Origin of the sequence: Isoptericola sp. NPDC019482, assembly GCF_040632295.1 — a bacterium.
Lineage (GTDB): Bacteria > Actinomycetota > Actinomycetes > Actinomycetales > Cellulomonadaceae > Isoptericola.
The window spans coordinates 80,669-103,324 of sequence record NZ_JBEYBQ010000010.1 but is presented as its reverse complement, the minus strand read 5'-3'; the positions used below and the strand labels follow the sequence as shown (position 1 = coordinate 103,324).

Annotated in this window: 22 protein-coding genes and 2 pseudogenes; 12 read left to right on the top strand and 12 right to left on the bottom strand. The window is 73.4% G+C overall.

Going from position 1 to position 22,656, the window contains the following annotated elements:
* Window positions 1-25: 25 nt before the first annotated feature.
* Both ABZ493_RS09585 and ABZ493_RS09580 read right to left on the bottom strand, forming a co-directional pair.
* Complete coding sequence (locus tag ABZ493_RS09585) at window positions 26-1,213, bottom strand: DUF6596 domain-containing protein (RefSeq protein ID WP_430581924.1); 1,188 nt, start codon at window positions 1,211-1,213, stop codon at window positions 26-28.
* The gene (locus tag ABZ493_RS09580; protein WP_429763446.1) at window positions 1,210-1,623 is read right to left on the bottom strand and encodes a YciI family protein; all 414 of its coding nucleotides are present in this window, start codon (window positions 1,621-1,623) and stop codon (window positions 1,210-1,212) included. Before ABZ493_RS09580 ends, ABZ493_RS09585 begins: the two co-directional genes overlap by 4 nt.
* 138 nt (window positions 1,624-1,761) lie before the next feature.
* Here ABZ493_RS09580 and ABZ493_RS09575 point away from each other — a divergent pair, with 138 nt between their 5' ends.
* Window positions 1,762-2,931 carry an epoxide hydrolase family protein gene (locus ABZ493_RS09575; RefSeq protein ID WP_430581923.1) on the top strand — a complete coding sequence of 390 codons (1,170 nt, stop codon included), beginning with the start codon at window positions 1,762-1,764 and terminating at the stop codon, window positions 2,929-2,931.
* Window positions 2,932-2,935: 4 nt separating this feature from the next.
* On the opposite strand, the gene ABZ493_RS09570 is transcribed toward ABZ493_RS09575, so the two are convergent.
* From ABZ493_RS09570 to ABZ493_RS09555, 4 genes are all read right to left on the bottom strand, one after another.
* Window positions 2,936-3,118, bottom strand: coding sequence for a hypothetical protein (locus tag ABZ493_RS09570; RefSeq protein WP_430581922.1), 183 nt, complete (start codon window positions 3,116-3,118; stop codon window positions 2,936-2,938).
* Between the two features lie 71 nt (window positions 3,119-3,189).
* Window positions 3,190-3,465: a metal-sensitive transcriptional regulator gene (locus ABZ493_RS09565; RefSeq protein ID WP_429763445.1), complete on the bottom strand. Its 276-nt coding sequence runs from the start codon at window positions 3,463-3,465 to the stop codon at window positions 3,190-3,192.
* A gap of 36 nt (window positions 3,466-3,501) precedes the next feature.
* Entirely contained in the window at window positions 3,502-5,238 is a 1,737-nt protein-coding gene (locus ABZ493_RS09560; protein ID WP_430581921.1) for an FAD-dependent oxidoreductase, read from the bottom strand.
* A gap of 75 nt (window positions 5,239-5,313) precedes the next feature.
* Complete coding sequence (locus ABZ493_RS09555; RefSeq protein WP_430581920.1) at window positions 5,314-6,789, bottom strand: MFS transporter; 1,476 nt, start codon at window positions 6,787-6,789, stop codon at window positions 5,314-5,316.
* A 243-nt stretch (window positions 6,790-7,032) separates the two neighbouring features.
* On the opposite strand from ABZ493_RS09555, the gene ABZ493_RS09550 reads away from it, so the two are divergent.
* The 9 genes from ABZ493_RS09550 to ABZ493_RS09510 all read left to right on the top strand — a co-directional run bounded on the left by ABZ493_RS09550 (window position 7,033) and on the right by ABZ493_RS09510 (window position 16,018).
* A complete protein-coding gene (locus tag ABZ493_RS09550) occupies window positions 7,033-8,430 on the top strand; it encodes an APC family permease (protein ID WP_430581919.1) in 1,398 nt (465 codons plus the stop codon).
* On the top strand, window positions 8,427-8,813 hold the full coding sequence (locus tag ABZ493_RS09545) for a tRNA-dihydrouridine synthase (RefSeq protein ID WP_430581918.1): 387 nt from the start codon (window positions 8,427-8,429) through the stop codon (window positions 8,811-8,813). Before ABZ493_RS09550 ends, ABZ493_RS09545 begins: the two co-directional genes overlap by 4 nt.
* A 53-nt stretch (window positions 8,814-8,866) precedes the next feature.
* Window positions 8,867-9,289 (top strand): DUF350 domain-containing protein, encoded by a 423-nt coding sequence (locus ABZ493_RS09540; protein WP_430581917.1) that lies wholly within the window; start codon window positions 8,867-8,869, stop codon window positions 9,287-9,289.
* Entirely contained in the window at window positions 9,289-10,524 is a 1,236-nt protein-coding gene (locus ABZ493_RS09535) for a glutathionylspermidine synthase family protein (protein ID WP_430581916.1), read from the top strand. The genes ABZ493_RS09540 and ABZ493_RS09535 overlap by 1 nt, the downstream gene beginning before the upstream one ends.
* A 189-nt stretch (window positions 10,525-10,713) precedes the next feature.
* Window positions 10,714-12,228 (top strand): sugar ABC transporter ATP-binding protein, encoded by a 1,515-nt coding sequence (locus tag ABZ493_RS09530; RefSeq protein ID WP_430581915.1) that lies wholly within the window; start codon window positions 10,714-10,716, stop codon window positions 12,226-12,228.
* Window positions 12,229-12,248: 20 nt separating this feature from the next.
* Window positions 12,249-13,268, top strand: a complete 1,020-nt coding sequence (locus ABZ493_RS09525) for an ABC transporter permease (protein ID WP_430581954.1) — start codon at window positions 12,249-12,251, stop codon at window positions 13,266-13,268.
* Entirely contained in the window at window positions 13,265-14,314 is a 1,050-nt protein-coding gene (locus ABZ493_RS09520) for an ABC transporter permease (protein WP_430581914.1), read from the top strand. Before ABZ493_RS09525 ends, ABZ493_RS09520 begins: the two co-directional genes overlap by 4 nt.
* Complete coding sequence (gene rhaS / locus ABZ493_RS09515) at window positions 14,311-15,351, top strand: rhamnose ABC transporter substrate-binding protein (RefSeq protein WP_430581913.1); 1,041 nt, start codon at window positions 14,311-14,313, stop codon at window positions 15,349-15,351. The genes ABZ493_RS09520 and rhaS overlap by 4 nt, the downstream gene beginning before the upstream one ends.
* Window positions 15,352-15,397: 46 nt before the next feature.
* The gene (locus ABZ493_RS09510; RefSeq protein ID WP_430581912.1) at window positions 15,398-16,018 is read left to right on the top strand and encodes a TetR/AcrR family transcriptional regulator; all 621 of its coding nucleotides are present in this window, start codon (window positions 15,398-15,400) and stop codon (window positions 16,016-16,018) included.
* A gap of 50 nt (window positions 16,019-16,068) precedes the next feature.
* Here the strand turns inward: ABZ493_RS09510 and ABZ493_RS09505 are convergent, their stop codons facing one another.
* Both ABZ493_RS09505 and ABZ493_RS09500 read right to left on the bottom strand, forming a co-directional pair.
* Window positions 16,069-17,166: a Gfo/Idh/MocA family oxidoreductase gene (locus ABZ493_RS09505; RefSeq protein WP_430581911.1), complete on the bottom strand. Its 1,098-nt coding sequence runs from the start codon at window positions 17,164-17,166 to the stop codon at window positions 16,069-16,071.
* Window positions 17,163-17,963, bottom strand: coding sequence for a sugar phosphate isomerase/epimerase (locus tag ABZ493_RS09500; protein ID WP_430581910.1), 801 nt, complete (start codon window positions 17,961-17,963; stop codon window positions 17,163-17,165). The genes ABZ493_RS09505 and ABZ493_RS09500 overlap by 4 nt, the downstream gene beginning before the upstream one ends.
* A 205-nt stretch (window positions 17,964-18,168) precedes the next feature.
* Between ABZ493_RS09500 and ABZ493_RS09495 the strand changes: the two genes are divergently transcribed.
* On the top strand, window positions 18,169-18,807 hold the full coding sequence (locus tag ABZ493_RS09495; protein ID WP_430581909.1) for a dihydrofolate reductase family protein: 639 nt from the start codon (window positions 18,169-18,171) through the stop codon (window positions 18,805-18,807).
* A gap of 38 nt (window positions 18,808-18,845) precedes the next feature.
* On the opposite strand, the gene arfB is transcribed toward ABZ493_RS09495, so the two are convergent.
* The 4 genes and pseudogenes from arfB to ABZ493_RS09475 form a co-directional block, all read right to left on the bottom strand.
* Window positions 18,846-19,283 carry an alternative ribosome rescue aminoacyl-tRNA hydrolase ArfB gene (arfB, locus tag ABZ493_RS09490; protein WP_430581908.1) on the bottom strand — a complete coding sequence of 146 codons (438 nt, stop codon included), beginning with the start codon at window positions 19,281-19,283 and terminating at the stop codon, window positions 18,846-18,848.
* Window positions 19,284-20,139: 856 nt separating this feature from the next.
* Window positions 20,140-20,271 (bottom strand): annotated as a pseudogene (locus tag ABZ493_RS09485) (IS256 family transposase); the annotation flags it as partial.
* A gap of 84 nt (window positions 20,272-20,355) precedes the next feature.
* A complete protein-coding gene (locus ABZ493_RS09480) occupies window positions 20,356-21,012 on the bottom strand; it encodes a response regulator transcription factor (RefSeq protein WP_430581907.1) in 657 nt (218 codons plus the stop codon).
* Window positions 21,009-22,055, bottom strand: a complete 1,047-nt coding sequence (locus ABZ493_RS09475) for a histidine kinase (protein WP_430581906.1) — start codon at window positions 22,053-22,055, stop codon at window positions 21,009-21,011. The genes ABZ493_RS09480 and ABZ493_RS09475 overlap by 4 nt, the downstream gene beginning before the upstream one ends.
* Between ABZ493_RS09475 and ABZ493_RS09470 the strand changes: the two are divergent.
* A pseudogene (locus ABZ493_RS09470) lies at window positions 22,054-22,652 on the top strand (IS3 family transposase); the annotation flags it as partial. The gene ABZ493_RS09475 and the pseudogene ABZ493_RS09470 overlap by 2 nt on opposite strands.
* Between the last annotated feature and the right edge of the window lie 4 nt (window positions 22,653-22,656).

Sequence of the window (22,656 nt, the reverse complement as noted above, 5' to 3'; positions counted from 1 at the left end):
CCCGGAGGCCTCGACCACCGACGGCTCAGCCGGCCTGCTGCCGCACGCGCGCGGCCTGCGTCGTCAGGTGCGTGCGCTCGGCGGTGCTGGTGGCCGCGTCGGCGGCCAGGGCGTAGCGCCGCGCCGCCTCGGCGAGGTCGCCCGCCCGCTCGTGCAGGTAGGCGGCAGCGGCGTCCCGGCGCGGGACGTCGGGCGGCAGGGCCTCGACCAGGCGCAGGCCGGCGAGCGGACCGTCCACGTGCCCGACGGCGACGGCGCGGTTGAGCTCCACCACCGGGTTGCGCGGCTCCAGCCGGACCAGCTCGTCGTACCACTCGAGGACCTGCGGCCAGTCCGTCTCCTCGGCCGTCGCCGCGTCGTCGTGGAGGGCGGCGATCGCCGCCTGCGCCTGGTACGGCCCGAGCCGGTCGCGGGCGAGGGCGCGCTGCAGCAGCGCGACCGCCTCCGCGATCGCCGCCGTGTCCCACAGCGAGCGGTCCTGCCGGTCGAGCGGCACCAGCTCGCCCGCCGCGGTCGTGCGGGCGTCGCGGCGGGCGTGGTGCAGCAGGAGCAGGGCCAGCAGGCCCGCGACCTCGGCGTCGTCGGGGACGGCACCGACGAGCTGGCGCGTCAGCCGGATCGCCTCGGCCGCGAGGTCGACGCCGTCGGCCCGGCCCGCAGGCCCGCCCGTGAAGCCCTCGTTGAAGATCAGGTAGAGCACGCGCAGCACGGCGCGCACGTCCCCGGGCTCGCCGAACCGCTCCCCCGCCACCGTCCGCTTCGCGCGCGAGATGCGCTGCGCCATGGTCGCCTCCGGCACGAGGAACGCGCGGGCGACCTGCGCCGTCGTCAGCCCGCCGACCGCACGCAGGGTGAGGGCGACCGCCGAGGCCGGGGAGAGCGCCGGGTGGCAGCAGCGACTGAGCAGCAGCAGGGTGTCGTCGGCCTGCTCCGCCGGGCCGGGCGGGGGCTCGAGCGTCACGCGGATCTCGCGCTGCGCGCGGGAGGACGCCGATCGGCGCGCGTCGACGAACTTGCGCCACGCGACCGTGACGAGCCACCCCTTGGGGTCCGACGGCGCGCCGCCCGGGGCGTCCCAGCGGCGCACCGCCTCCAGGAGCGCCTCCTGGACGGCGTCCTCGGCCGTCGCGAAGTCGGCGCCGCGCCGGACGAGGACGCCGAGGACCTGGGGGCCCAGGTCTCTCAGCGCCTCGTCCCGGTCGGTCGGCGTCATCCGGTGACCTCGGCGTCGTCCGTGAGGAAGGGCCGCACCTCGATCCACTCGTGCAGCGGACGCCCCCCGGGGCCCGGGGCCGAGGACAGGTACGCCGCGGCCTCGTACGCCCGGTCCTGGGAGTCGACGTCGATCGCCATCCACCCGGCGATGAGGTCCTTGGTCTCCGCGAACGGCCCGTCGGTGACCGGCGGCCGCCCCTCGCCGTCGTACCGCACGAAGTCCCCGCGCGGAGAGAGCGCCTGGGCGTCCACGAACTCGCCGCGCTCCTTGAGGTCCTCGATCATCCGGCCCATGAACTCCATGTGGGCGGTGACCTCGTCGGGCGTCCACCGGTCCATCGGCACGTCCGTGCCGGGCACCGGCTCCGGGATCCCGCGGTAGTGCTTCAGCAGCAGGTACTTGGCCATGGTTCTCATCCTGTCGTCGCGGGCGGTGCCTGTCACCGCCGACACCCCAGGGACGGAGCCGTCGCGAGGTTCTCGACATCGGGCGCCGGCCGGGTCGTCCCTCGACGACCGTCGGCGGGCGGTCGTAGCGTGACGGTCGTGACGACCGCACCTCGGATCGAACCGTTCACCCCGCCCGCCGACCCCGCGCAGCTCGCCGACCTGCGCGCCCGCCTGCGGGCGACGCGGTGGCCCGACGCCCCCGACGGCGCGGGCTGGTCGCTCGGGACGGACGCCGACTACCTGCGCGGGCTCGTGACGTACTGGGCGGAGGAGTTCGACTGGGCGGCGGACCTCGCGGCGCAGGCACGGCTGCCGCGCTTCACGGCGGACGTCGGGGGCCGCGACGTGCGGTTCGTGCACGTGCGCGCGGCGGAGGGCTCGCGCGGGGCCCTGCCGCTGCTGCTCGCGCACGGCTGGCCGGACTCCTCCTGGCGGTACCGCAAGGTGGTGCCGCTGCTGACCGACCCGGGGGCGCACGGCGGCGACCCCGCGGACGCGTTCGACGTCGTCGTCCCCGACATGCCCGGCTACGGGTGGTCGCCCGCGCCGCGCGACCGCCTCCTCAGCTCGATCGACGTCGCCGCCCTGTACGCCGAGCTCATGGGCGCCCTGGGGTACGACCGGTTCGGCACGGCCGGCGGCGACATCGGCAGCCACGTGAGCCGCTACCTCGCCCTCGACCACCCGGACCGCGTCGTGGCCGTGCACCGCACGGACGGCGGGGTGCCGGTCTGGGCGGGCGACCTGGCCGAGCTCGCCGCCGAGGAGCGGGAGTGGTTCGCGGCCGCCGCCGCGTGGGGCGCCACCGAGGGCGCGTACGCGGCGATGCACCGCACCCGCCCGCAGACCGCCGCCTTCGGCCTGACGGACTCCCCGGTCGGCCTGGCCGCGTGGATCATCGAGAAGCTGCGGGCGTGGAGCGACTGCGGCGGCGACGTCGAGCGCTCGTACGCGAAGGACGAGATCCTCGCGCTGATCACCGAGTACTGGGTGACCGGCACGATCGGCTCGTCGATGCGGATGTACCACGCCAACGGGGCGATCGACCCGGTGCAGCTCTCCCGCCGTGTGGAGGTGCCCTCGGGCTTCGCGCTCTTCCCCGGCGACCTGCTGCGCCCGCCGCGCGCGTGGCTCGAACGGACAACGAACCTCGTGCACGTCAGCGAGCCGCCCCGGGGCGGGCACTTCGCCGCGTTCGAGGAGCCGGAGCTCTACGCGGCGGAGCTGCGGGAGTTCTTCCGCCCCTACCGCCCCGCCGCGGGCTGACCCGTCAGCGCCCGAACAGGCGCGCCAGGAACCCGCCGCCCGCCGGGCGGTCGCCCGCGGCGGGCTCGTCGTCGTGGCCAGGGCACCACTGGCCGGCGGGGACGGAGCGGCGGACGTCGTCGACGTGCTGGCCGCAGCCGTTCCAGGTCGTCTTGCCGCACGTCTTGCAGGTCACGGGGTAGCACACGGTGAGAGATCTCCTTCGGTCGTTCGGGTCGGTGGTTCGGGTCGGTGGTTCGAGCGGCGGCGCGGGCCGGCTCAGGCCAGCGTGAGGAAGAGCTTCTCCAGCTCCTCGGTGGTGAGGCCGTCCTCGCCGGAGCCGGCGTCCGGGTCGGCGAGGCACTCCTTCATCGCGGTGGAGATCACGGCGAAGCCGGCACGGTCCAGGGCGGCCGAGACAGCGGCCAGCTGGGTGACGACGTCGCGGCAGGAGCGCCCCTCCTCGACGGCCTCGATGACGGCGTTCAGCTGGCCGCGGGCGCGGCGCAGGCGGTTGGCGATGCGGCGCTGGGCGTCGCTGTCGGTGGTGAGCATCGGGTCCTCCCGGGCGTTCGGCGTGGTCGGTGCAGGTCAGGCGAGAGCGGGCTCGGGCACGACGAGCAGCTCCGCGGCGCGGTCGCCGAGCACGGCGCGCAGGGTGAGCGTCCCGCCCGACAGCGACGCGGAGTCGAACCCCGCCTGGGTCAGGACGCGGTGGGCGATCGCCGAGCGGACCCCCGAGGCGCACAGGACGCGCACGGGCCGCCCTGCGGCGGCCTCCCGGACCTCGTCGAGGCGGCCGCGCAGCTCGGTGTGCGGCACGGGGAGGGCGCCGGGCAGGTGCCCGGTCGCGACCTCCTGCGGGGTGCGCACGTCGAGCACCAGGGACTCGGCGAGGACGTCGTCCACGTCCTGGGCGTACCAGAGCCGCAGGGTGCCGTCGAGCACGTTGGACCCGACCATGCCCGCGAGGTTGACCGCGTCCTTCGCCTGCCCGTACGGCGGGGCGTACGCGAGGTCGAGGTCGATCAGGTCGGGCGCGGTCATGCCGGCGCGCAGCGCCGCGGCGAGCACGTCGATCCGCTTGTCGACGCCGTCGCGCCCCACGGCCTGCGCGCCCAGCAGCAGCCCGTCGTCCGGGCGCACGTGCAGCACGAGGTGCACCTGGCTGGCGCCGGGGAAGTACCCGGCATGCTGGTTCGGGTGCAGGTGCAGCGTTCGAGTGGCGATCCCGGCGGCGTCGAGCGCGGCGCGGTTCGCGCCCGTCGTGGCCGCGGTCAGCTCGCCGACCCGCACGATCGCCGTGCCCAGCGGCGGCGGCAGGGGGCGGGCCGTGCCCGGGCGGACGACGTCGTCGGCGACCAGGCGGCCCGCGCGGTTGGCGGGGCCGGCCAGGGCCACCGGGCGGCGGAGGCCCGTGACGGCGTCGGCCTGCACGACCGCGTCGCCCACCGCCCACACGCCCGGGGCGGAGGTGCGACCGTGCGCGTCGACGACGATCGCGCCGCGCTCGCACTCCAGCCCGGCCGCCTCGAACGTCTCCGTGTCCGGTCGGACGCCCACGGACAGCACGACGACGTCGGCCGGCACCCGGGTGCCGTCGCCCAGCACGACGACGTCCTCGTCGGGACCGGGCACGACGGCCTCGGCGGCCACCCCGGTCCGCACGGCCACGCCGAGGCGGTGCAGCTCCTGGGTGACGGGGTGCGCGACCTCGTCCTCCAGCGGCGGCAGCACGTGCGGGCCGAGCTCGACGAGCGTGACCTCGAGGCCGGCGGCCGCGAGCGCCTCGGCGGCCTCGACGCCGATGAACCCGGCGCCGAGCACGACGGCGCGGCGCGCACCGCCCTGCACCCGCTCCCGCAGCGTCCGTGCGTCCTCGACGGTGCGCAGCGTGCGCACCCGTGCGGAGCCGAGCCCGTCGATCGGCGGGCGCACGGCGCGCGCGCCCGGCGACAGCACGAGGGCGTCGTAGGGCAGCTCGACGACGCCGTCGGCGGTGGTCGCGGTGACGACGCGCCGGTCGGTGTCCAGCGCGGTCACGTCGTGGCCGGTGCGGACGTCGAGGGCGAGGGACGCGCGCAGGGACTCCGGGGTCTGCACGAGGAGCCGGTCCGCGTCGGGGATCTCGCCGCCGACGTGGTACGGCAGGCCGCAGTTCGCGAACGAGACGTGCGCGCCGCGCTCGAGCACGACGATCTCGGTCGTCTCGTCGAGGCGCCGGGCGCGGGCGGCGAAGCTCATGCCGCCGGCAACTCCCCCGACGACGACGATCCGCCGACGGGCGGGCGAGGCGAGGACCTCCGGTGCGGTGCTGCTGTCGATCATGGGTCGAGAATACCCCCGGGGGTATTGCTCGCCCGAATCCGCTGGTCAGCGGCGCGTGCGCCCGCACACGGACGTTCAGCCCTCCCCGTCGTGCTCGGCGTCGCGCGCGGACAGCGGGGTCGCCACGTCCTCCAGAGAACGTTTCTCGGCGCCGACCCCGAGGAACATCGCCACCACCCCGCCGCCGACCATCAGTGCGGCGCCGATGTAGTACCCCACCGCGATCCCGCCGATGTCCTCCGCCTGGCTCGCCGACTCGATCAGCCGCCCGAACAGCAGCGGCCCGGTGATGCCGCCGACCGCGGTGCCGATCGCGTAGAAGAACGCGATGCACAGCGCCCGGGTCTCCATCGGGAAGACCTCGCTCGCGGTGAGGTACGCGGAGCTCGCCCCCGCCGACGCGACGAAGAAGATCGCCATCCCGAAGAACGTCAGCGTCCACGCCGTCAGACCGCCGAGCATCAGCCCCGCGACCGCGAGAAGGACGCCGGAGACGATGTACGTCCCGGAGATCATCCGCACCCGCCCGACCTTGTCGAAGAAGGGGCCCAGGACGATCGCCCCGAGGAAGTTGCTCACCGCGAAGAGCGCGATGTACGCGCCCGTCTGCCCCACCCCGAGGAACGTCTGCAGCGTGTCGCCGAACGTGAAGAAGAACGCGTTGTAGAGGAACGCCTGCCCCACGAACAGGGCGAGGCACAGCACCGTGCGCCGCGGGTACTCGGCGAACACGGTGCGCGCGACGCGCGCCAGGCTCACGGTGTGCCGCTGCTTCACCGTCAGGGTGCCCTCGGGCTCCGGGAGGTCCACGCCGTCCTCCTCGGCCACCCGCCGCTCGATGCCGGACACGATCCGCTCGCTGTCCCGCTCCCGGCCGTGGATGAACAGCCACCGCGGGCTCTCGGGCACGTTGCGACGCACGAACAGCACGCACAGCCCGAGCACGGCGCCCAGCGCGAAGCACAGGCGCCACCCGAGCCAGGCCGGGATCAGCTCGGGGTTCAGCAGCGGGATGGTCAGCAGCGCGCCGCCCGCGGCGCCGAGCCAGTACGACCCGTTGATGGCGATGTCGATCCGGCCGCGGTACTTCGCCGGGATCAGCTCGTCGATCGCCGAGTTCACCGCCGCGTACTCGCCCCCGATGCCGAGGCCGGTCACGAAGCGCATCGCGAAGTAGTACAGCGGGTTCATCGAGAACGCCGTGAGCACTGTGCCCGTGAGATACACGAGCAGCGTGAGGATGAACAGCCGCTTGCGGCCGAACCGGTCGGTGAGCTGCCCGAACACCAGGGCGCCCAGGCACGAGCCCGTCACGTACACGGCGCCCGCCAGGCCGATGTCGGCACTGGTGAGGCCGAGGCCGGTCTCCCCCTTGAGCGCGTCGGACAGGTTGCCGACGATCGTCACCTCGAGCCCGTCGAGGATCCAGACCGTGCCGAGCCCGATCACGATCATCCAGTGCCACCGCGCCCACGGGAGCCGGTCGAGCCGGGCCGGGATGTCGGTGGTGATGGTCCGCAACGTCGTCGCGCCGCTCTGCGTCGAAGGCATGCTCCGTGGTACGCCGCCGCGCCGATGCACGCACGGCGAGGGCCGGACGCTGTGCGCTCCTGAACAGGATCGACAGGGTGCGCGCGGGCACCCTATGCTGCCGCCCGCGCCGCCCGCGGCCCCTCGCCCGAGGGACGCCGGCCGAGGGGCGTACGGCGCGAAGGGGTCGGACGTGGTGCAGCGCGTGTCTCGGGCGGTCTCGTGGTGGTGCGACTCGGGTCGGCGGGCCGCCGTGGCCGACCGATGACGCTCGCCCCGGCGGCTCCGGCCGCTCCGGCCGGACGTCTGCGGTCCGGGGTGGTGGGGCGGCTCGGCTCCACCGTCTTCGGCGTCGCCTCGACGTCCCCGGCGTACTCGCTCGCCGTCAGCGTCGGACTCCTGGTCGCGGCCGTCGGCACGGCCGCCCCCACGGCCCTGGTGCTGTCCGCCGTGCCGGTCGTGCTCGTCGCCCTGTGCTTCCGCGAGCTCAACCGCGAGCTGCCCGACTGCGGCACCACGTACGCCTGGGTGCAGCGCGCCCTCGGCCCGCGCTCGGGCGCGATGGCCGGGTGGCTCACCATCGCCGCCTGCCTGCTGGTCATGGCCAACCTCGCCCAGGTGAGCGCCGTGTACGCGTTCGACCTGGTGGGCGCGACCGACCTCGCAGGGTCGCGCGTCGCCCAGGCCGTCGCGGGCGCCGCGTGCCTCGGGGCGATGGCCTGGCTCGCGTACCGCGGCGTCCAGGTGGCCGCCCGGCTGCAGCTGGTGCTCGTCGGGATCGAGCTCGTCGCGCTCCTGTGGTTCGCGGGCCGAGCGCTGACGCAGGCCGACCAGCTCGCCTGGCCCACGGTCCAGGCGGGTGGGGAGGGCGGCGTCGGCGGGTGGACCACCGCGTTCCTCGCCGCGGTCTTCCTCTACTGGGGATGGGACTCGTCCTTCTCCACGAACGAGGAGTCCGACGACCCCCGCCGCACCCCCGGCGCCGCCGCGCTCGCCGCCAACGCCGTCCTCGTGCTCCTGTACGTCGTCGTGACGTGGGCCGCGATCAGCTGGTCGGGCGCCGACCGCCTCGCCGACGTCGCCGACGACGACTTCTTTGCCGTGCTCGCCGGCGACCTGCTCGGCACCACCGGCGGCAAGGTGCTCGTGGCCGCCGTGCTGCTGTCCGCGCTGGCGTCCGCGCAGACCACGATCCTGCCCACCACGCGCACGATGCTGTCCATGGGGCGCGACGGCGTCGGCTCGCCGCGCCTCGCGGACGTGTCGCCGCGGTTCGGCACCCCGTCCACCGCCACGTGGGTCTTCACGGCGGTCGCCGCAGCGATCTACGTGCTCCTGGTGCTGCTGTCCGACGCCGTGCTCGCCGACTCCGTCGCCGCGACCTCCGTGCTCGTGGCGGCCTACTACCTGGCCACGGCGGTGGCCACGATCCGTTTCCCGTACGCCGACGGCGTGGGCGCCCGCCCCCTGTGGCGCGTCGTCGTGCCGGCCGTCGCGGCCGTGGTCTTCGGCGCGGTCCTCGTGCTGTCGGTGCTCGACCTGGGCGGAGTCTCGCTGCTCGTCGTCGCCGTCTCGGTCGCCGCCGGCGTGCCGCTCGTCCGTACCGCCGGAGTGCCCGCCGCTTCCCGCCCCCGTCCCGTCCCACAGGAGGACCACCCGTGACTTCCCCCGTCCGTCGCATGCGCAGCGCCTCGGTCACGCTGGGCGTGACCGCCGTCGTAGCGGCGTCCCTCACCGGCTGCAGCTCGCAGTCGGCGGACAACCGCGCGATCTGCGTCGACCCCGAGACCCAGCTGCGGGTCGACGACGACCGATGCGACGAGGACGACGACTACCACGGCAGCGGGACTCCGGCGTCCGGCTTCTACTGGTACTACCTGCGTTCCGGCGGCCGCGCGCCCGCCGTCGGCACCTCCTACGCCACGAGCACCGGCAGCTTCGACTCCACCCGGCTGTCCGGCACGTCCGCCAAGGGCGGCGTCGACTCGGACGGCGGCACGATCACCCGCGGCGGCTTCGGCGGCAGCGGCCACGTCGGCTCCTGACGTCCGGCTCGCCCCCTCACCTCTCGCTCCGCACCGAAGGAGACCCCTCCGCCATGACCGACCTCCTGCCCGCGCTCGGCTGCGGCGTCGCCTACTGCCTCGTCGGGACGCTCGTGCTCGTCGCCTCCTGGTTCGTCCTGGACCTGCTGACGCCGGGCCGGTTGGGCGAGCACCTGCGCGACTCGCACTCCGCGGCGCTCGTCGCCGCGACCTGGATGGTCGCGCAGGGCGCCATCGTCTTCACCGCCATCTGGTCGAACGCCGACTCGGCGTTCGGGGCCGCGCTCGCCTGGACGGTGGCGTTCAGCGTGCTGGGCGTGCTGCTCCAGTCGCTCGCGTGGCGGCTGGTGGACCTCGTCACGCCGGGGACGCTCGGCGAGGAGGTCACCGCGCCCGGCCCGGTGGTGCCGCTCGCCGGCGTGAGCGCGGGCGTCATCGTCGCCGTCGCGCTCGTCGTCGTGGCCAGCATCGCCTGATGCGCCGGCACACGATCGCCCCTCGCCCCGGGTGGCGCGAGACGGTGGTCTCGCAGGGTCTCGTCTTTCCCGTCACGCCGACCACCGGGCTGCACGGGGAGGAGGGCGAGGTCGTCTACTGGAACGAGTCGGCCTGGTACGACTTCACGATGGCCGAGGTCGAGCGGCTGGAGGGCGCCACCGAGGAGCTGTACGGCATGTGCCTCGAGGCGGCCCGGGAGATGCTGCGGCGCTACTCCGACGCCGACCTGGCCCTCCCCTCCGGCGCGCTCGCCCTCGCGCGGGAGTCGCTGGAGCGGAGCGACCCGTCCCTGTACGCGCGCTTCGACCTCGCCTACGACGGCACCGGGCCCGCCAAGATGCTCGAGATCAACGGCGACACCCCCACCGGCCTGGTCGAGACCGCCGTCGCGCAGTGGCGCTGGCTCGAGGACGTGTTCCCCCGCTACGACCAGTGGAACTCGGTGCACGACCGGCTGGTGCGGTGGTGGGGCGACGCCGCCGAGGCCGGCCGCTACCCGCAGGGCGTGCACTTCCTGCACTCCACCGCCGACGACTCCGGCGAGGAGGAGATGACCGTCACCTACCTGCGGGACACGGCCGCGAGCGCCGGGCTGGCCACCTACGGGCACCCGATCGAGAAGCTCGGCTGGGACGACGACCCCCGTGGGCAGCGGTTCGTGGACGACTACGACCTCACCGTGCACGCCGCGTTCAAGCTCTACCCGTGGGAGGACATGCTGAGCGAGGAGTTCGGCACCCACCTGCTGGGCGGGCACGAGCGCCGGCCCACCCGGTGGATCGAGCCGGCGTGGAAGCTCCTGCTGTCCACCAAGGCGATCCTGCCCGTGCTGTGGGAGCTGTTCCCCGGTCACCCGAACCTGCTGCCCGCCTACCTCGGCGAGCCGCGCGACCTCACCGAGTGGGTCGCGAAGCCGCTGTGGGGCCGCGAGGGCGACAACGTGCACGTGCACGCCGACGACCTGGAGCAGGTCAACGACGGCTCCTACGGCGACCAGCCGCTCGTGTACCAGCAGTACACGCGCCTGCCCGACCTCGACGGCAACCGCGTGGTCCTGGGGTCCTGGGTCGTCGGCGGCCGGTCCGCCGGCTGTCTCGTGCGCGAGTCCGACGGACCGGTCACCGACTATTACTCGCGCGTCGTGCCGCACGTCATCGGCGACGCCCGCATGCCCGACCACACCCAGGTGCAGGCCTGGCTCGACGAGGTCTGAGGGCGTCGAGCACGACCCCGGGCGCAGGTCGCGGGCACCCGACGGACGACGGGCACGTCTGTCACGACATCGACACGATCCGGAACGGCGCGTTGACGCTGCGCACCGGGGACGAATAGCGTTCTGTGGCAGGCACTTTGAATCGTTTTTAGGCATCACTCGCGACAACGACGTCGGAGGGAGCGGCCCATGGCGAGCCCACCCGCGGGGCCCGTGCTCGAGCTGCGGGACGTGCGCAAGTCGTTCGGTCCCGTCGCCGCGCTGCGGTCCGGAGCGCTGAGCGTCGACGGCGGGTCGATCCACGCCCTCGTCGGCGAGAACGGCGCCGGCAAGTCGACCCTGGTGAAGATCCTCTCCGGCCTGTACCGCCGCGACGCCGGCACGTTCCGGCTGCACGGGCGCGACGTCGACTTCGCCACGACCGCCGAGGCGAGGGCGGCGGGCGTCGCGGTGATCTACCAGGAGCCCACCCTGTTCCCGGACCTCAGCGTCATGGAGAACATCTTCATGGGCCGCCACCCGCTGCGGTCCGGGCGCCGGGTCGACCGGCGGGCGATGCGCGAGCAGGCCGCCGCGCTGTTCGCACGGCTCGGCGTCTCCCTCGACCCCCTGCGCCCGGCGGAGGGCCTGTCGATCGCGGACCAGCAGATCATCGAGATCGCCAAGGCGATCTCCCTCGACGCGAGCGTGCTCGTCATGGACGAGCCCACCGCGGCGCTGTCGGGGCACGAGGTGCGCCGGCTGCTCCAGGTGGCCCGCGGCCTGCGCGACGAGGGCCGGGCCCTGGTGTTCATCTCCCACCGCCTCGACGAGGTCTTCGACCTGTGCGACGCGGTCACCGTGCTGCGCGACGGCGAGTACGTCGCCACCGCGGCGGTCGCCGACACCTCCGTCACCGAGGTGGTGACGCACATGGTCGGGCGCACCGTCGACGACCTGTACCCGAAGCTCCCCGCGCCGATCGGCGACGTCCGGCTCGAGGTGCGCGGGCTGCAGCGCGCCGGCGTCTTCCACGACGTCTCGTTCGACGTCCGGGCCGGGGAGATCGTCGCCCTCGCCGGACTCGTGGGCGCCGGTCGCAGCGAGATCGCCCGGGCCGTGTTCGGCGTCGACCCCTACGACGCGGGCAGCGTGCGCGTCGACGGACGCCCGGTGCCGCCCCGCAGCCCGCGCGCGGCGGTCCGGGCCGGGATGGCGCTGGTGCCGGAGGACCGCCGCCAGCAGGGCCTGGTCACCGACTCGACGGTCGCGCGGAACGTCACCGCCGTGATCCGGTCCCGGATCGCACGGCTCGGGATGCTCACGACCCGGCGCGAGAGCGACGCCGCCGCGCCCTGGGCGTCGCGGCTCGAGGTGAAGACGAGCGCGCTGGACATGCACGGCAGCACGATGAGCGGCGGGAACCAGCAGAAGGTCGTGATCGCCAAGTGGCTGGCGACGACGCCGACCCTGCTGATCATCGACGAGCCGACGCGGGGCATCGACGTCGGCACCAAGGCCGAGGTGCACCGGCTGCTGTCGGAGCTCGCCGGGCAGGGCATGGCGATCCTCATGATCTCCTCCGAGCTGCCCGAGGTGCTCGGCATGGCCGACCGCGTGCTCGTCGTCGCCGAGGGCCGCGTCACCGCCGAGCTTCCGCGCGACGACGCCACCCCGGAGGCCGTGATGCACGCCGCCACCGCCACCCTGGAGCACCAGCCGTGACCGGGCCCGCGACCGAGCAGCTGGTGGAGCCCAGCCGCCTCTCCCCCGCCCGCCGCGCCTGGCGCACGGTGCTCCGCTCCCGCGAGCTCGCCATCGGCCTCGTCCTGCTCGCCGTGATCGCGGCCGCGACCGCCGCCAACGACAGCTTCCTGCTCAGCCCGAACAGCTGGCGCGACCTGCTCCTGACGCCGTCCGTGCTGGTGGTGCTCGCGGTGGGCCAGGCGGTCGTCATCATCACCCGCAACGTCGACCTGTCGGTGGGCTCGGTCCTGGCGCTGACCGCCTACCTCAGCGGGCGGCTGTTCATCGCGAACCCGGACCTCCCCGTGCCAGTGGTGTTCCTCGTCGCGATGCTGGCGGGGGCGGCCCTCGGGCTCGTCAACGGCCTGCTCGTGGGCCTGGGCCGCGTGCCCGCCCTCGTGATCACCCTCGGCACGCTGTACGTGTACAGGGGCGTCGTCCTCACGTGGGCCGGGAGCGACCGGGTCAACGCGTCCGACCTGCCCGGCACCTTCCTCGCCCTCGGCACGCGGACCGTGCTGACGGTGCCCGTCCTGACGGTCGTCGCGCTCGTCGTGCTCGCCGCCGTGGGCTACTACCTCCACACGGCCCGCAGCGGGCGCGAGCTGTACGCGATCGGCTCCGAGCCCGAGGCCGCGGTGCTGTACGGCCTGCCCGTGCGCCGCCGGGTGATCGGCGCGTTCGTGCTCTCGGGCGCGCTGGCCGGGCTCGCCGGCATCATGTTCGCCGCCCGCTACGGCACGATCAGCTCCGGCGCGGGCCTCGGCACCGAGCTGCAGGCCGTCGCCGCAGCCGTCATCGGCGGGGTCGCCATCTTCGGCGGCAGCGGCACGGTCTGGGGCGCCGCGCTCGGCGCCGTCCTGCTGGTGACGATCAACCGCGCCCTGCCGATCCTCGGCGTCCCCGACTTCTGGCAGCAGGCCGTGGTCGGCGTGCTCATCATCGGGGCGATCGTGCTGGACCGGGTGCTCGCGGACCGCACCGCCCGGCGACTCGTCCGAGCGAGGGATGCGCGATGACGACCACGGACCGTCCGGAACGGACCGGGCGCGCGTACGCCGCCCACGCGCGGCCCTGGTGGCAGCGGACCCTGCTCACCCGCGAGACGGGGATCATCGCGCTGCTCGTGGTCGTCGTCGCGCTCTCGCTGCAGTACGTGGACAACTTCCGCGGCCCGCTCACGCTGCCCTACCTCGTGCTGGACACGGCGCCGATCCTCCTCATCGCGCTGCCGATGACCCTGGTGATCATCACCGGGGAGATCGACCTGTCGGTCGCCAGCGTCGTCGGGCTCTCCAGCGTCACCGTCGGCCTCCTGGTCGAGGCGGGCTGGGCCGTGCCGGCCGCCGCCGGCGCCGCGCTCCTCGTGGGCGTGGTGTGCGGAGTCCTCAACGGCTTCCTCGTCGCGTTCGTCGGGCTGCCCTCGCTCGCCGTGACGATCGGCACCCTCGCCCTGTACCGCGGTGTCGCGGTGGGGCTGCTGGGCACCAAGGCCGTCACCGACTTCCCCGAGACCTGGACCGACCTCGCCACCGCCCGGCTCGGGGACACCCAGCTCCCGGTGGCCCTCGTGCCGATCGTCGTGCTGGCCGCCGTCTTCGTCGTGCTGCTGCACTTCACGCCGTTCGGCCGTGGGGTCTACGACATCGGCCTCAGCGCCGACACCGCGCGGTTCAGCGGCGTGGGTGTGGCCCGGACCAAGCTCGTGCTCTTCGTCCTCACCGGCACCGTCGCCGCGTTCGCGGGGGTGTTCTTCACCCTCCGCTACGGCAGCGCGCGCGGCGACAACGCGACGGGGATGGAGCTGCAGGTGGTCGCCGCCGTCCTGCTCGGCGGCGTGTCGATCTTCGGCGGCCGCGGCGCACTGCACGGGGTGGTCGCCGGCGTGCTGCTCATCGGCGTCGTCTCGAGCGCCCTGCGGCTGGAGAGCGTCACCGTCAACGTCATCAACATCATCATCGGCGCGCTCCTCGTGCTGTCGGTGATCTCCCCGAGCGTCACCGCCTGGTTCGTCCGGCGCCGACGCCCGACCATCCCGCGGCCCGTCGGAAAGGAAGAACGATGAAGCTCACCAACCAGCGGTCGGCCGCCCTCGCGGCCCTCGCGATGACCGCAGCACTGGCCCTCGCCGGATGCTCGTCCGGCGGCGACGACGGCGGCGGCGGGGACGAGAGCGGCGGCGGCGGCGGGGACGTCTCGGTCGTCATGCTCCCGAAGAACCTCGGCAACCCCTACTTCGACACCAGCACGAAGGGCGCGAAGGCCGCCACCGAGGAGTTCGGCGGCTCCTTCTCGGAGGTCGGGCCGGACACCGCCACGCCCGACGCGCAGGTGCCCTTCATCAACACCGCCGCCCAGCAGGGCACCAAGGCGCTCATCGTGTCGGCCAACGACCCGAAGGCGATCTGCGACGCGCTCGACGAGGCGCGGACGGCCGGCACGAAGGTCGTGACCTTCGACTCCGACACCGACCCCGCGTGCCGCGACCTGTTCGTCAACCAGGCCTCCGCCGAGGGCATCGCCAAGGTGCAGGTCGACATGATCGCCGAGCAGATCGGCGACTCGGGCGAGGTCGCGATCCTCTCCGCGAGCGCCAACGCCACGAACCAGAACGCGTGGATCGAGCTCATGGAGAAGGACCTGGCCGACAACCACCCCGACATCACCCTGGTGGACACCGTCTACGGCAACGACGACGACCAGACGTCGTTCGACAAGACGGCCGCGCTGCTGCAGTCGCACCCCGACCTCAAGGGCATCGTCTCCCCCACCACCGTGGGCATCGCCGCCGCGGCCCGCTACGTCTCGACGTCGGACGCGAAGGGCGAGGTCGCCGTCACCGGCCTCGGCACGCCGAACCAGATGCGCGAGTACGTCGAGGACGGCACGGTCACGGAGTTCGCGCTCTGGAACCCGGAGGACCTCGGCTACCTCGCCGCGTTCGCGGCCGACGCCATGGTCGAGGGCACCATCACCGGGGCCGAGGGCGACTCGTTCACCGCGGGCAAGCTCGGCGACTTCACCGTCGACGCCGACGCGACCGTGCTGCTCGGCGACCCCTACCGCTTCAACAAGGACAACATCGACGACTTCGACTTCTGACGGCCGCCACCGAGGACGGTCCGCCCACGCCCGGTAGGTTGGCGGCGTGGGCGAACCGGACGGGGCAGACGACGACGCGGCGCCCCGGCGCGGCTACGCGAAGGGCGCGGCGCGCCGGGCGCAGATCCTGGACCAGGTGCTCCGGATGGTCGCGGAGCACGGGGTCGACGCGTCCTCGCTGCGGTCGGTCGCCGACGCGGTCGGCGTCTCGCACGCCACGCTGCGGCACTACTTCCCCTCGCGCGACGACCTGCTCGTGGCCGTCTACCACGAGCACGAGGTCCAGCGGGGCGAAGACGGCGGCCCGCCGTCGTCCGTGGTCGGCGGGATGCGCAAGAGCGCCGTCCTCAACCGCGAGGTGCCGGGGCTCGTCCAGCTCTACACGACGCTCGCCGGGGACGCCGCCGGCGAGGGCCACCCGGTCACTCGCGAGTTCTTTCGCGAGCGCTTCGCCCGCCTGCGGGCCGAGCTGTCCGACCAGGTCCGCGCCGACCAGGAGGCGGGCCGGATCGACCCCGCCGTCGACGCCGGCGACCTCGCCGCGCTGGCGATCGCCGCGTCCGACGGCATCCAGGTGCAGTGGCTGCTCGACCCCGACGCCGTGGACGGCGCGCGCGTGCTCGAGCTCCTCGAGCGGCTGGTGCCGCCGCCCTCTCCGACGTCCTGACGCGACGAAGGGCCGGGTCCCGCAGGACCCGGCCCTCGTCGCGGGTGGCGTCAGAAGGTCGACGCCGCCGGGTCGAAGTCCTCCGCCAGCGGCGGCGGCGCGTCGACCGTGGACGCGACGTCGACCGCCGTCCCGGACTCCGCGGCGTCGCGGATCGCGAGGAGCACGTCGAGCACGTGCAGCGCGACCGCGCCGGACGCCCGCTCGGGCCGCCCCTCGCGGATCGCGCGCGCCAGCTCGACGACCCCGGTCCCGCGGCCCCAGGTGGAGCCCGTCGCGGCGATCGTCTCGGGCTCCTCCTGCCCGTAGCGCCACAAGGTCGAGTCGCCGTCGAACACGTTGGGGTCGGGCAGCACGATCGTGCCCGTCGTGCCGTTGATCTCGACGAACCCGGCGCGCGGCAGGGCGTGCTGGAACGAGAACGTCGACTGCGCCGACTGCCCGCCACGGAACTCGATCAGCGCCGCGTGGTGGGTGGGCACCTCCACGGGGAACGTCGCGCCGGCGCGCGGGCCGGACGCGATCGTCCGCTTCTCGAGCGACTTCGACGACACGGCCTGCACGCGGGACGCGGCGCCGAGGGCGTGCACGAGCGTCGTGACGTAGTACGGGCCCATGTCGAACAGCGGGCCGGCGCCCGTCGCGTACAGGAAGTCGGGGTCCGGGTGCCATGCCTCGGGGCCTGGGACGTGGAACATCGTGGTCGCCGTGAGGACCTCCCCGATGTCGCCGCGGGCGATCGCGCGCAGCGCGGACTGGATGCCCGCGCCGAGCACGGTGTCCGGGGCGCACGCGACGCGCAGCCCCTTCGCCTCGGCGGCGGCCAGCAGCGCGGCGGCCGACGCGTGGTCGGTCGCGATGGGCTTCTCGCTCCACACGTGCTTGCCGGCCGCGACGATCTGGTGACCGACCTCGGCGTGCACGGCCGGGATCGTCAGGTTGACGACGATCTCGATGTCGTCGCGGGCCAGCAGCTCCTCCACCGTGCCCGACGACGCGACGCCGTAGGCCTCCGCCTGGGCGGCCGCGCGGTCGAGCAGCACGTCGGCCACCATCCGGACCTCGACGTCGGCGAACTTCGTGAGGTTCTCGAGGTACTGCGTGGAGATGTTCCCGGCACCGATGATGCCGACGCCCACGCGGCTCACTTGTCGTTCTCCTGCAGCCAGGCGAGGGACGCGGCGACGCCCTCGAAGACGTCGCCCGCGTAGGAGTCGAACTCCACGACGCGGATGGCCTGCGGCGCGGCGGCGAGGATCGCCGGCACGTCGACGTCGCCCTGGCCGGCGGGCACCTGGTTCTCGTAGGCGGCCTTGAGCGCGGGCGGCACCTCGAGCGCGCTCTCGCTGGAGGGCAGCACGGTCGCGATGTCGCCGGACACCTCGCCGTCCTTGACGTGGATCGCGACGACGCGGTCGCCGAGCGTCTTGAGCACGGCCGGCGCGTCGGCGCCGCCGACGGTGGCCCAGAACGTGTCGACCTCGAGCACCGCCTCCGGGTCGAGCTGCTCGGCGAAGATCTCGAACACCGGGCGACCGTCGACCTTGTTCGTGAACTCCCACTGGTGGTTGTGGTAGCCGAAGCGCAGGCCGTGGCCCGCCGCGCGGACCGTCAGCTCGTTGACGCGGTCGGCGAGCTTCTTCGCGTCATCGGCGGTCTGCCACCGCTCGGTCGGGACGAACGGGTCGATGACGATGCCGATGCCGAGGCGGGCAGCGGCCTCGAAGACGACGTCGGGCTCGGCGACGTCGATGACGGCGGCGTGGCCGGACGGCGCGGCGAGGCCGGTCGCGGCGAACGCGCGCTCGAAGTCGGCGACGCGCTCGACGAACGCGTACGGCTCGACGTGCTCGTACCCGATCTCACGGACGCGCGCGACGGCGGCGTCCAGGTCGGCGGCGATGGCATCCCGCAGCGAGTACAGCTGCACGGACGTGGTGGGCATCTGGGGGCTCCTTCGCGTGGTCTGCGGTCCAACTTCCGTCGATGCCCGTACAGAAGTACGTCGCACCGCGCCGGAAGCCGGGGACGAGCCTACCCCCAAAACCTCACAGTGGAAGGTTTCTGTGCCGATGAGTTCGCGGGACCCCGAGGGTCTCCCCCGTGAGCCGCCCGGCCACCCGGGTCGGACGACCCACCGGGAGGGCACCATGGGACTCATCCACCTCGAGCTGTTCGCCACCCTCGACCTCGTCGCCCAGGCGCCGGGCGGCCCCGACGAGGACCCCGAGGGCTTTCCCTTCGGCGGCTGGCAGGCCCCGCTCATCGACGAGGTCGCCGGGGAGCAGATCGACGCCGCCTACGGGGAGGGCACGGACGCCCTCCTCCTCGGGCGGCGGACGTACGACATCTTCGCCGCCTACTGGCCGCACCAGAGCGGCGACGGCCAGGACGGCGACATCGCGACCCTGTTCAACAGCATCCCGAAGTACGTCGCCTCCCGCGGCACCCCCGACCTCACCTGGGCCGGCTCCACCCAGCTCGGCCCGGACCTGCCCGCCGCCGTGCGTGAGATCCGCGACCGGCACGAGCACGTGCGCGTCGTCGGCAGCCTCGACCTCGTGCAGACGCTCCTGCACGAGAAGCTCTTTGACCGCATCGACCTCTGGGTCCACCCCATCGTCCTGGGGGTCGGGAAGAAGGTGTTCGACGGCGGGGAGGTGCCGACGAACCTCCGCCTCCTCGAACCTCCCGTCGCAGGCCCGAGCGGCACCGTGTACCTCCACTACGGCCTCGCCGACGGCGTGCCCGCCACCGGGGACATGGGCGCGCCCGACCGCGGCGTCTGACCGTCGAGCCGACCCGCCCGCCGGCGACGACGTCCGGTTCAGTCCTGCGGGGGCCGCCGCATCCGCTTGACCCCCGCGCGCCGCTTTTTCGCGTCGATGCGCCGCTGCGCCGACCCGCGGGTCGGGCGCGTCGCGCGGCGGCTCGGCCCGGGCGGGGCGAGCGCGTCGGCGACGAGTGCCGCGAGCCGGGTCCGCGCGGCGTCCCGGTTGCGCAGCTGCGCGCGATGCTCGGACGCCACGACGGTCAGCACGCCGTCCGTCGCCCGGCGCCCGAGCCGCTCGAGGATCCGTGCACGCTGGGTCTCGGTGAGCAGCCGCGACGCCGTGACGTCCCACGACAGCTCGACGCGCGAGTCGGTCGTGTTCACGCCCTGACCGCCCGGCCCCGACGAGCGCGAGAAGCGCCACGACAGCTCCGCCTCCGGGAGGACGAGAGCGGGCGTCACGCGCAGGCCGCTGCGGGCGTCGTTCGGCATCCGACCATCTTGCCCGACCGGACCCGATGGGCACTTCGGCGCCCGTCGACGGTGGGCGACGCGCGGGTACGGCTCACCTCGGGACCCGCATCAGGACGACGGTGGTGGTCATCGCTTCACGGGCAATGCCACCGCGAGGCTTCTGCGTCGCGCCCTATCCGCCCAGTGCCCCCATGCGAGAGTGCGACACCCGATGGCATGCCGACCTGCTCGACGATCGAGCATGGCGAGATTCCCGACCCGAGGCCGTGGTCGTCCATCGCCAGGTCAGGACGAAGGGGGAACCACGCTCGAGGAGCCCGGAGTCGAGGTGAGCGGCACGGCAAGCGCCGGCACACGGTAGCGCTCGTACGCGCCGACGTGAATCGCCTGCAGGCCACGAGATGTCCGGACAACGGCTCACGTGGCATATGTGCGCCGTAGGGGCCGCGACCGACACGCTCAGAGAAGGTGTTGTTGAGAACGACGAGAGGCTCGGGCCGCTGTGCGGTCCGAGCCTCTCGTCGTGTGCCGGTCGGGCTGACAGGATTTGAACCTGCGACCCCCTGGAGAGATCGGGCCCGGTCCGACATGGTCCGGCTGCATACTCACACGAGCCGAAAAGTGCTGATGACCTGCATCTTCTTGGTCTTGCAGCCTACCGATCCGGACTGGCCAGGACCGACCACGGCCGAAGGTTTCTTGACGATTTCTGGCCCGTCCGGCCCCACCCTGCCGGAAGGAGACCGCGTCCGGGTCGGGTCACGCTAGCTGCGCTCAAAGTCTAAGGGAAGGGCCCGCGGACGTCACCGATGAACCCCGCACGCCTCGAGTTAAGTCCCCGGAAGTGGTGTCGCGCTTGATGATCCTCATGAGGTCAAGCGCTGAGTTCGAGGTCGGGGTCGGTGTTCACCTCCGTTCCTGGCTCGGTGATGCTGGTAAGCCGGCAGCGGGCGAGAATCTCGAGGCCGAGGTCGCAGCGTCCTTCGGGCCGTCCGTCGGTCTCCTCGACCTCACCCGATCGAGCCAGAAGCGTTCTCATTCAGGTCCGAGAGCGCCGAGCCGGACCGTCGTGCGCTGCGATCTGTACCCACTAGTCGACTCTCACGCGTCTGGTGTCGAATGCCCACATCGCGACCTCGACGCGGTTGCGGACGCCGAGTTTGGTCATCAACGATGCTACGTGGGTCTTGACCGTGCTCAGGCTGACGAAGAGCACCGTGGCGATCTCGGCGTTGGTCCGGCCCCGCGCCACCAGCGCGAGCACCTCCTCCTCGCGCTTGGTGAGCGCGTCGATGGGCTGGACCGGTACCGCCGGCGCCTGGTCGGCGAAGGTCGCCAGCAGCCGGCGGGTGACGTTGGGGGCGATCAGCGCGTCCCCGTCGGCCGCCGCGTGGATGGCCTGCACGAGGAGTTCTGGCCCGGCGTCCTTGAGCAGGAAGCCGCGGGCGCCCGCGCGCAGGGCGCCGAGGACGTACTCATCGAGGTCGAAGGTGGTGATCGCGACGACCGCCATCGGGTCCGTCACACCTGGCCCGGCCAGGCGCCGCGTCACCTCGACGCCGTCGAGCCCGGGCATCCGGATGTCGACGAGGAGGACATCGGGACGCAGCCGGGTCGCCAGATCGAGCGCTGCGGGCCCGTCTGCCGCCTCCCCCACGACCTCGAGGTCGGGTTGCGCGCCGAGGATCATCACCAGCCCGGTCCGGACCAGGTCCTGGTCGTCGGCCACGACAACACGGATGCTCATGCCAGCGCCTCCACCGGCAGCACGGCCTCGACCACCCAGCCGCCCTCGTCTGCCGGGCCCGCGGAGAGCGACCCGCCGAGGAGCTGGGCGCGTTCGGCCATGCCCCGCAGGCCGAACCCAGGCTCCGGTGCGGGCCCTGGCTCGGTCCGTCCGTCGTCGCTGACACGCAGCCTGACGGCGTCGCCCTCCCGGCGTACGTCGATCCGGACGCGGGTCGCGCTCCGGGCGTGCCGTACGGCGTTGGTCAGCGACTCCTGCGCGAGCCGGTAGAGCGCGGCGTCCACGGGTCGTGCCAGCCGGGTCAACGAACCGTTCAGCGAGACCTCGACGCTGGGCGTCGCGTCGGCGCGCGCCAGAGCAGGCAGCTCCGCGACACCCAGCTGCGGCGAGTAAGCGACGGCGTCCTCCTCACGCAGCACCCGCACCATGGACCTCATCTCCTCCAGGGTTCGCGACGCTTCGGACTCGATCGCAGCCAGGACCTCGACAGCCTTCCCGGGCTGGACGCCGGCGACCACGCCACCGGCCTGCGCCTGCACCGCGATGGCCGAGACGCGGTGGGCCACGATGTCGTGCAGCTCGCGCGCCAGCGCCACCCGCTCCTGATTGCGGATCTCGCGCTGCCGGCGATGCCAGAGGTCCGCGCGGTAGCGGAACACCGCCGCGACGGCGACGAACAGCAGCAAGAGGACGGTCCCCCCGAAGACGTCGGCCCAGCTCGCGGAGGAGGCGTACATCCCGAGCACGACGACGAGCGCCACGAAGGCCGTCCCCAGGACGATCTCCCGTCCCGAGCCCCACCGCACCAGGGAGTAGAGCAGGATCAGGACGGCGATCATGGCGTAGAGGCCGAGGTCCCCAGCGTGCGCAGTCAGCTGGAGGACCGAGAGCAGCCCGGCGACGCCCCACCCGACCAGGGCGGCCGCCAGGGGGCGGCTCCGCCGCCAGAGCAAGGCAGGGATCAGCGCCAGGGCGAGCACCGACACCAGGGGGCGCCAGGCCACGTCCGGCCGGACGATGCCCTCGACCAGGGCGGCCGCCACCCGGCCCGACCCGGGCGCACCGAGGCATCCGGACCTGGTCGGCCGGGACTTCACCGCCACCGCGCCGAACCAGCTGTGGGTGACCGACCTGACTTACGTGCCGAGCTGGGCCGGCGTGGCCTACGTGTGCTTCATCATCGAGCCTACTCACGGATGATCGTCGGCTGGCGGGTCGCCGCGCATATGCGCACCACGATGGTCCTCGACACGATCGAGAGGGCCCGCTGGTCCCGCGGCACCCGACTGGCCGGGCTGCGGTGCCACTCCGATGCCGGCAGCCAGTTCACGAGCCTGCGCTACGGCGAGCGACTCGCCGAGATCGGCGCCACGCCGTCGATCGGGACCGTCGGCGACTCGTGCGACAACGCGCTGGCCGAGACCGTCAACGGCTACTACAAGGCCGAACTCATCCGCGGACCTGCACGATCAGGGCCGTGGAAGAGCGTCGAAGACGTCGAGCTCGCGACCCTGGGCTGGGCCCACTGGCACAACACCGAGCGCCTGCACGGCTACCTCGGCGACGTCCCGCCCGCCGAGTTCGAGAACGGCCTCTACGCTACCCAGCAGGGCGCGAGGACCCTGGCCGAAATCAAATGACTAG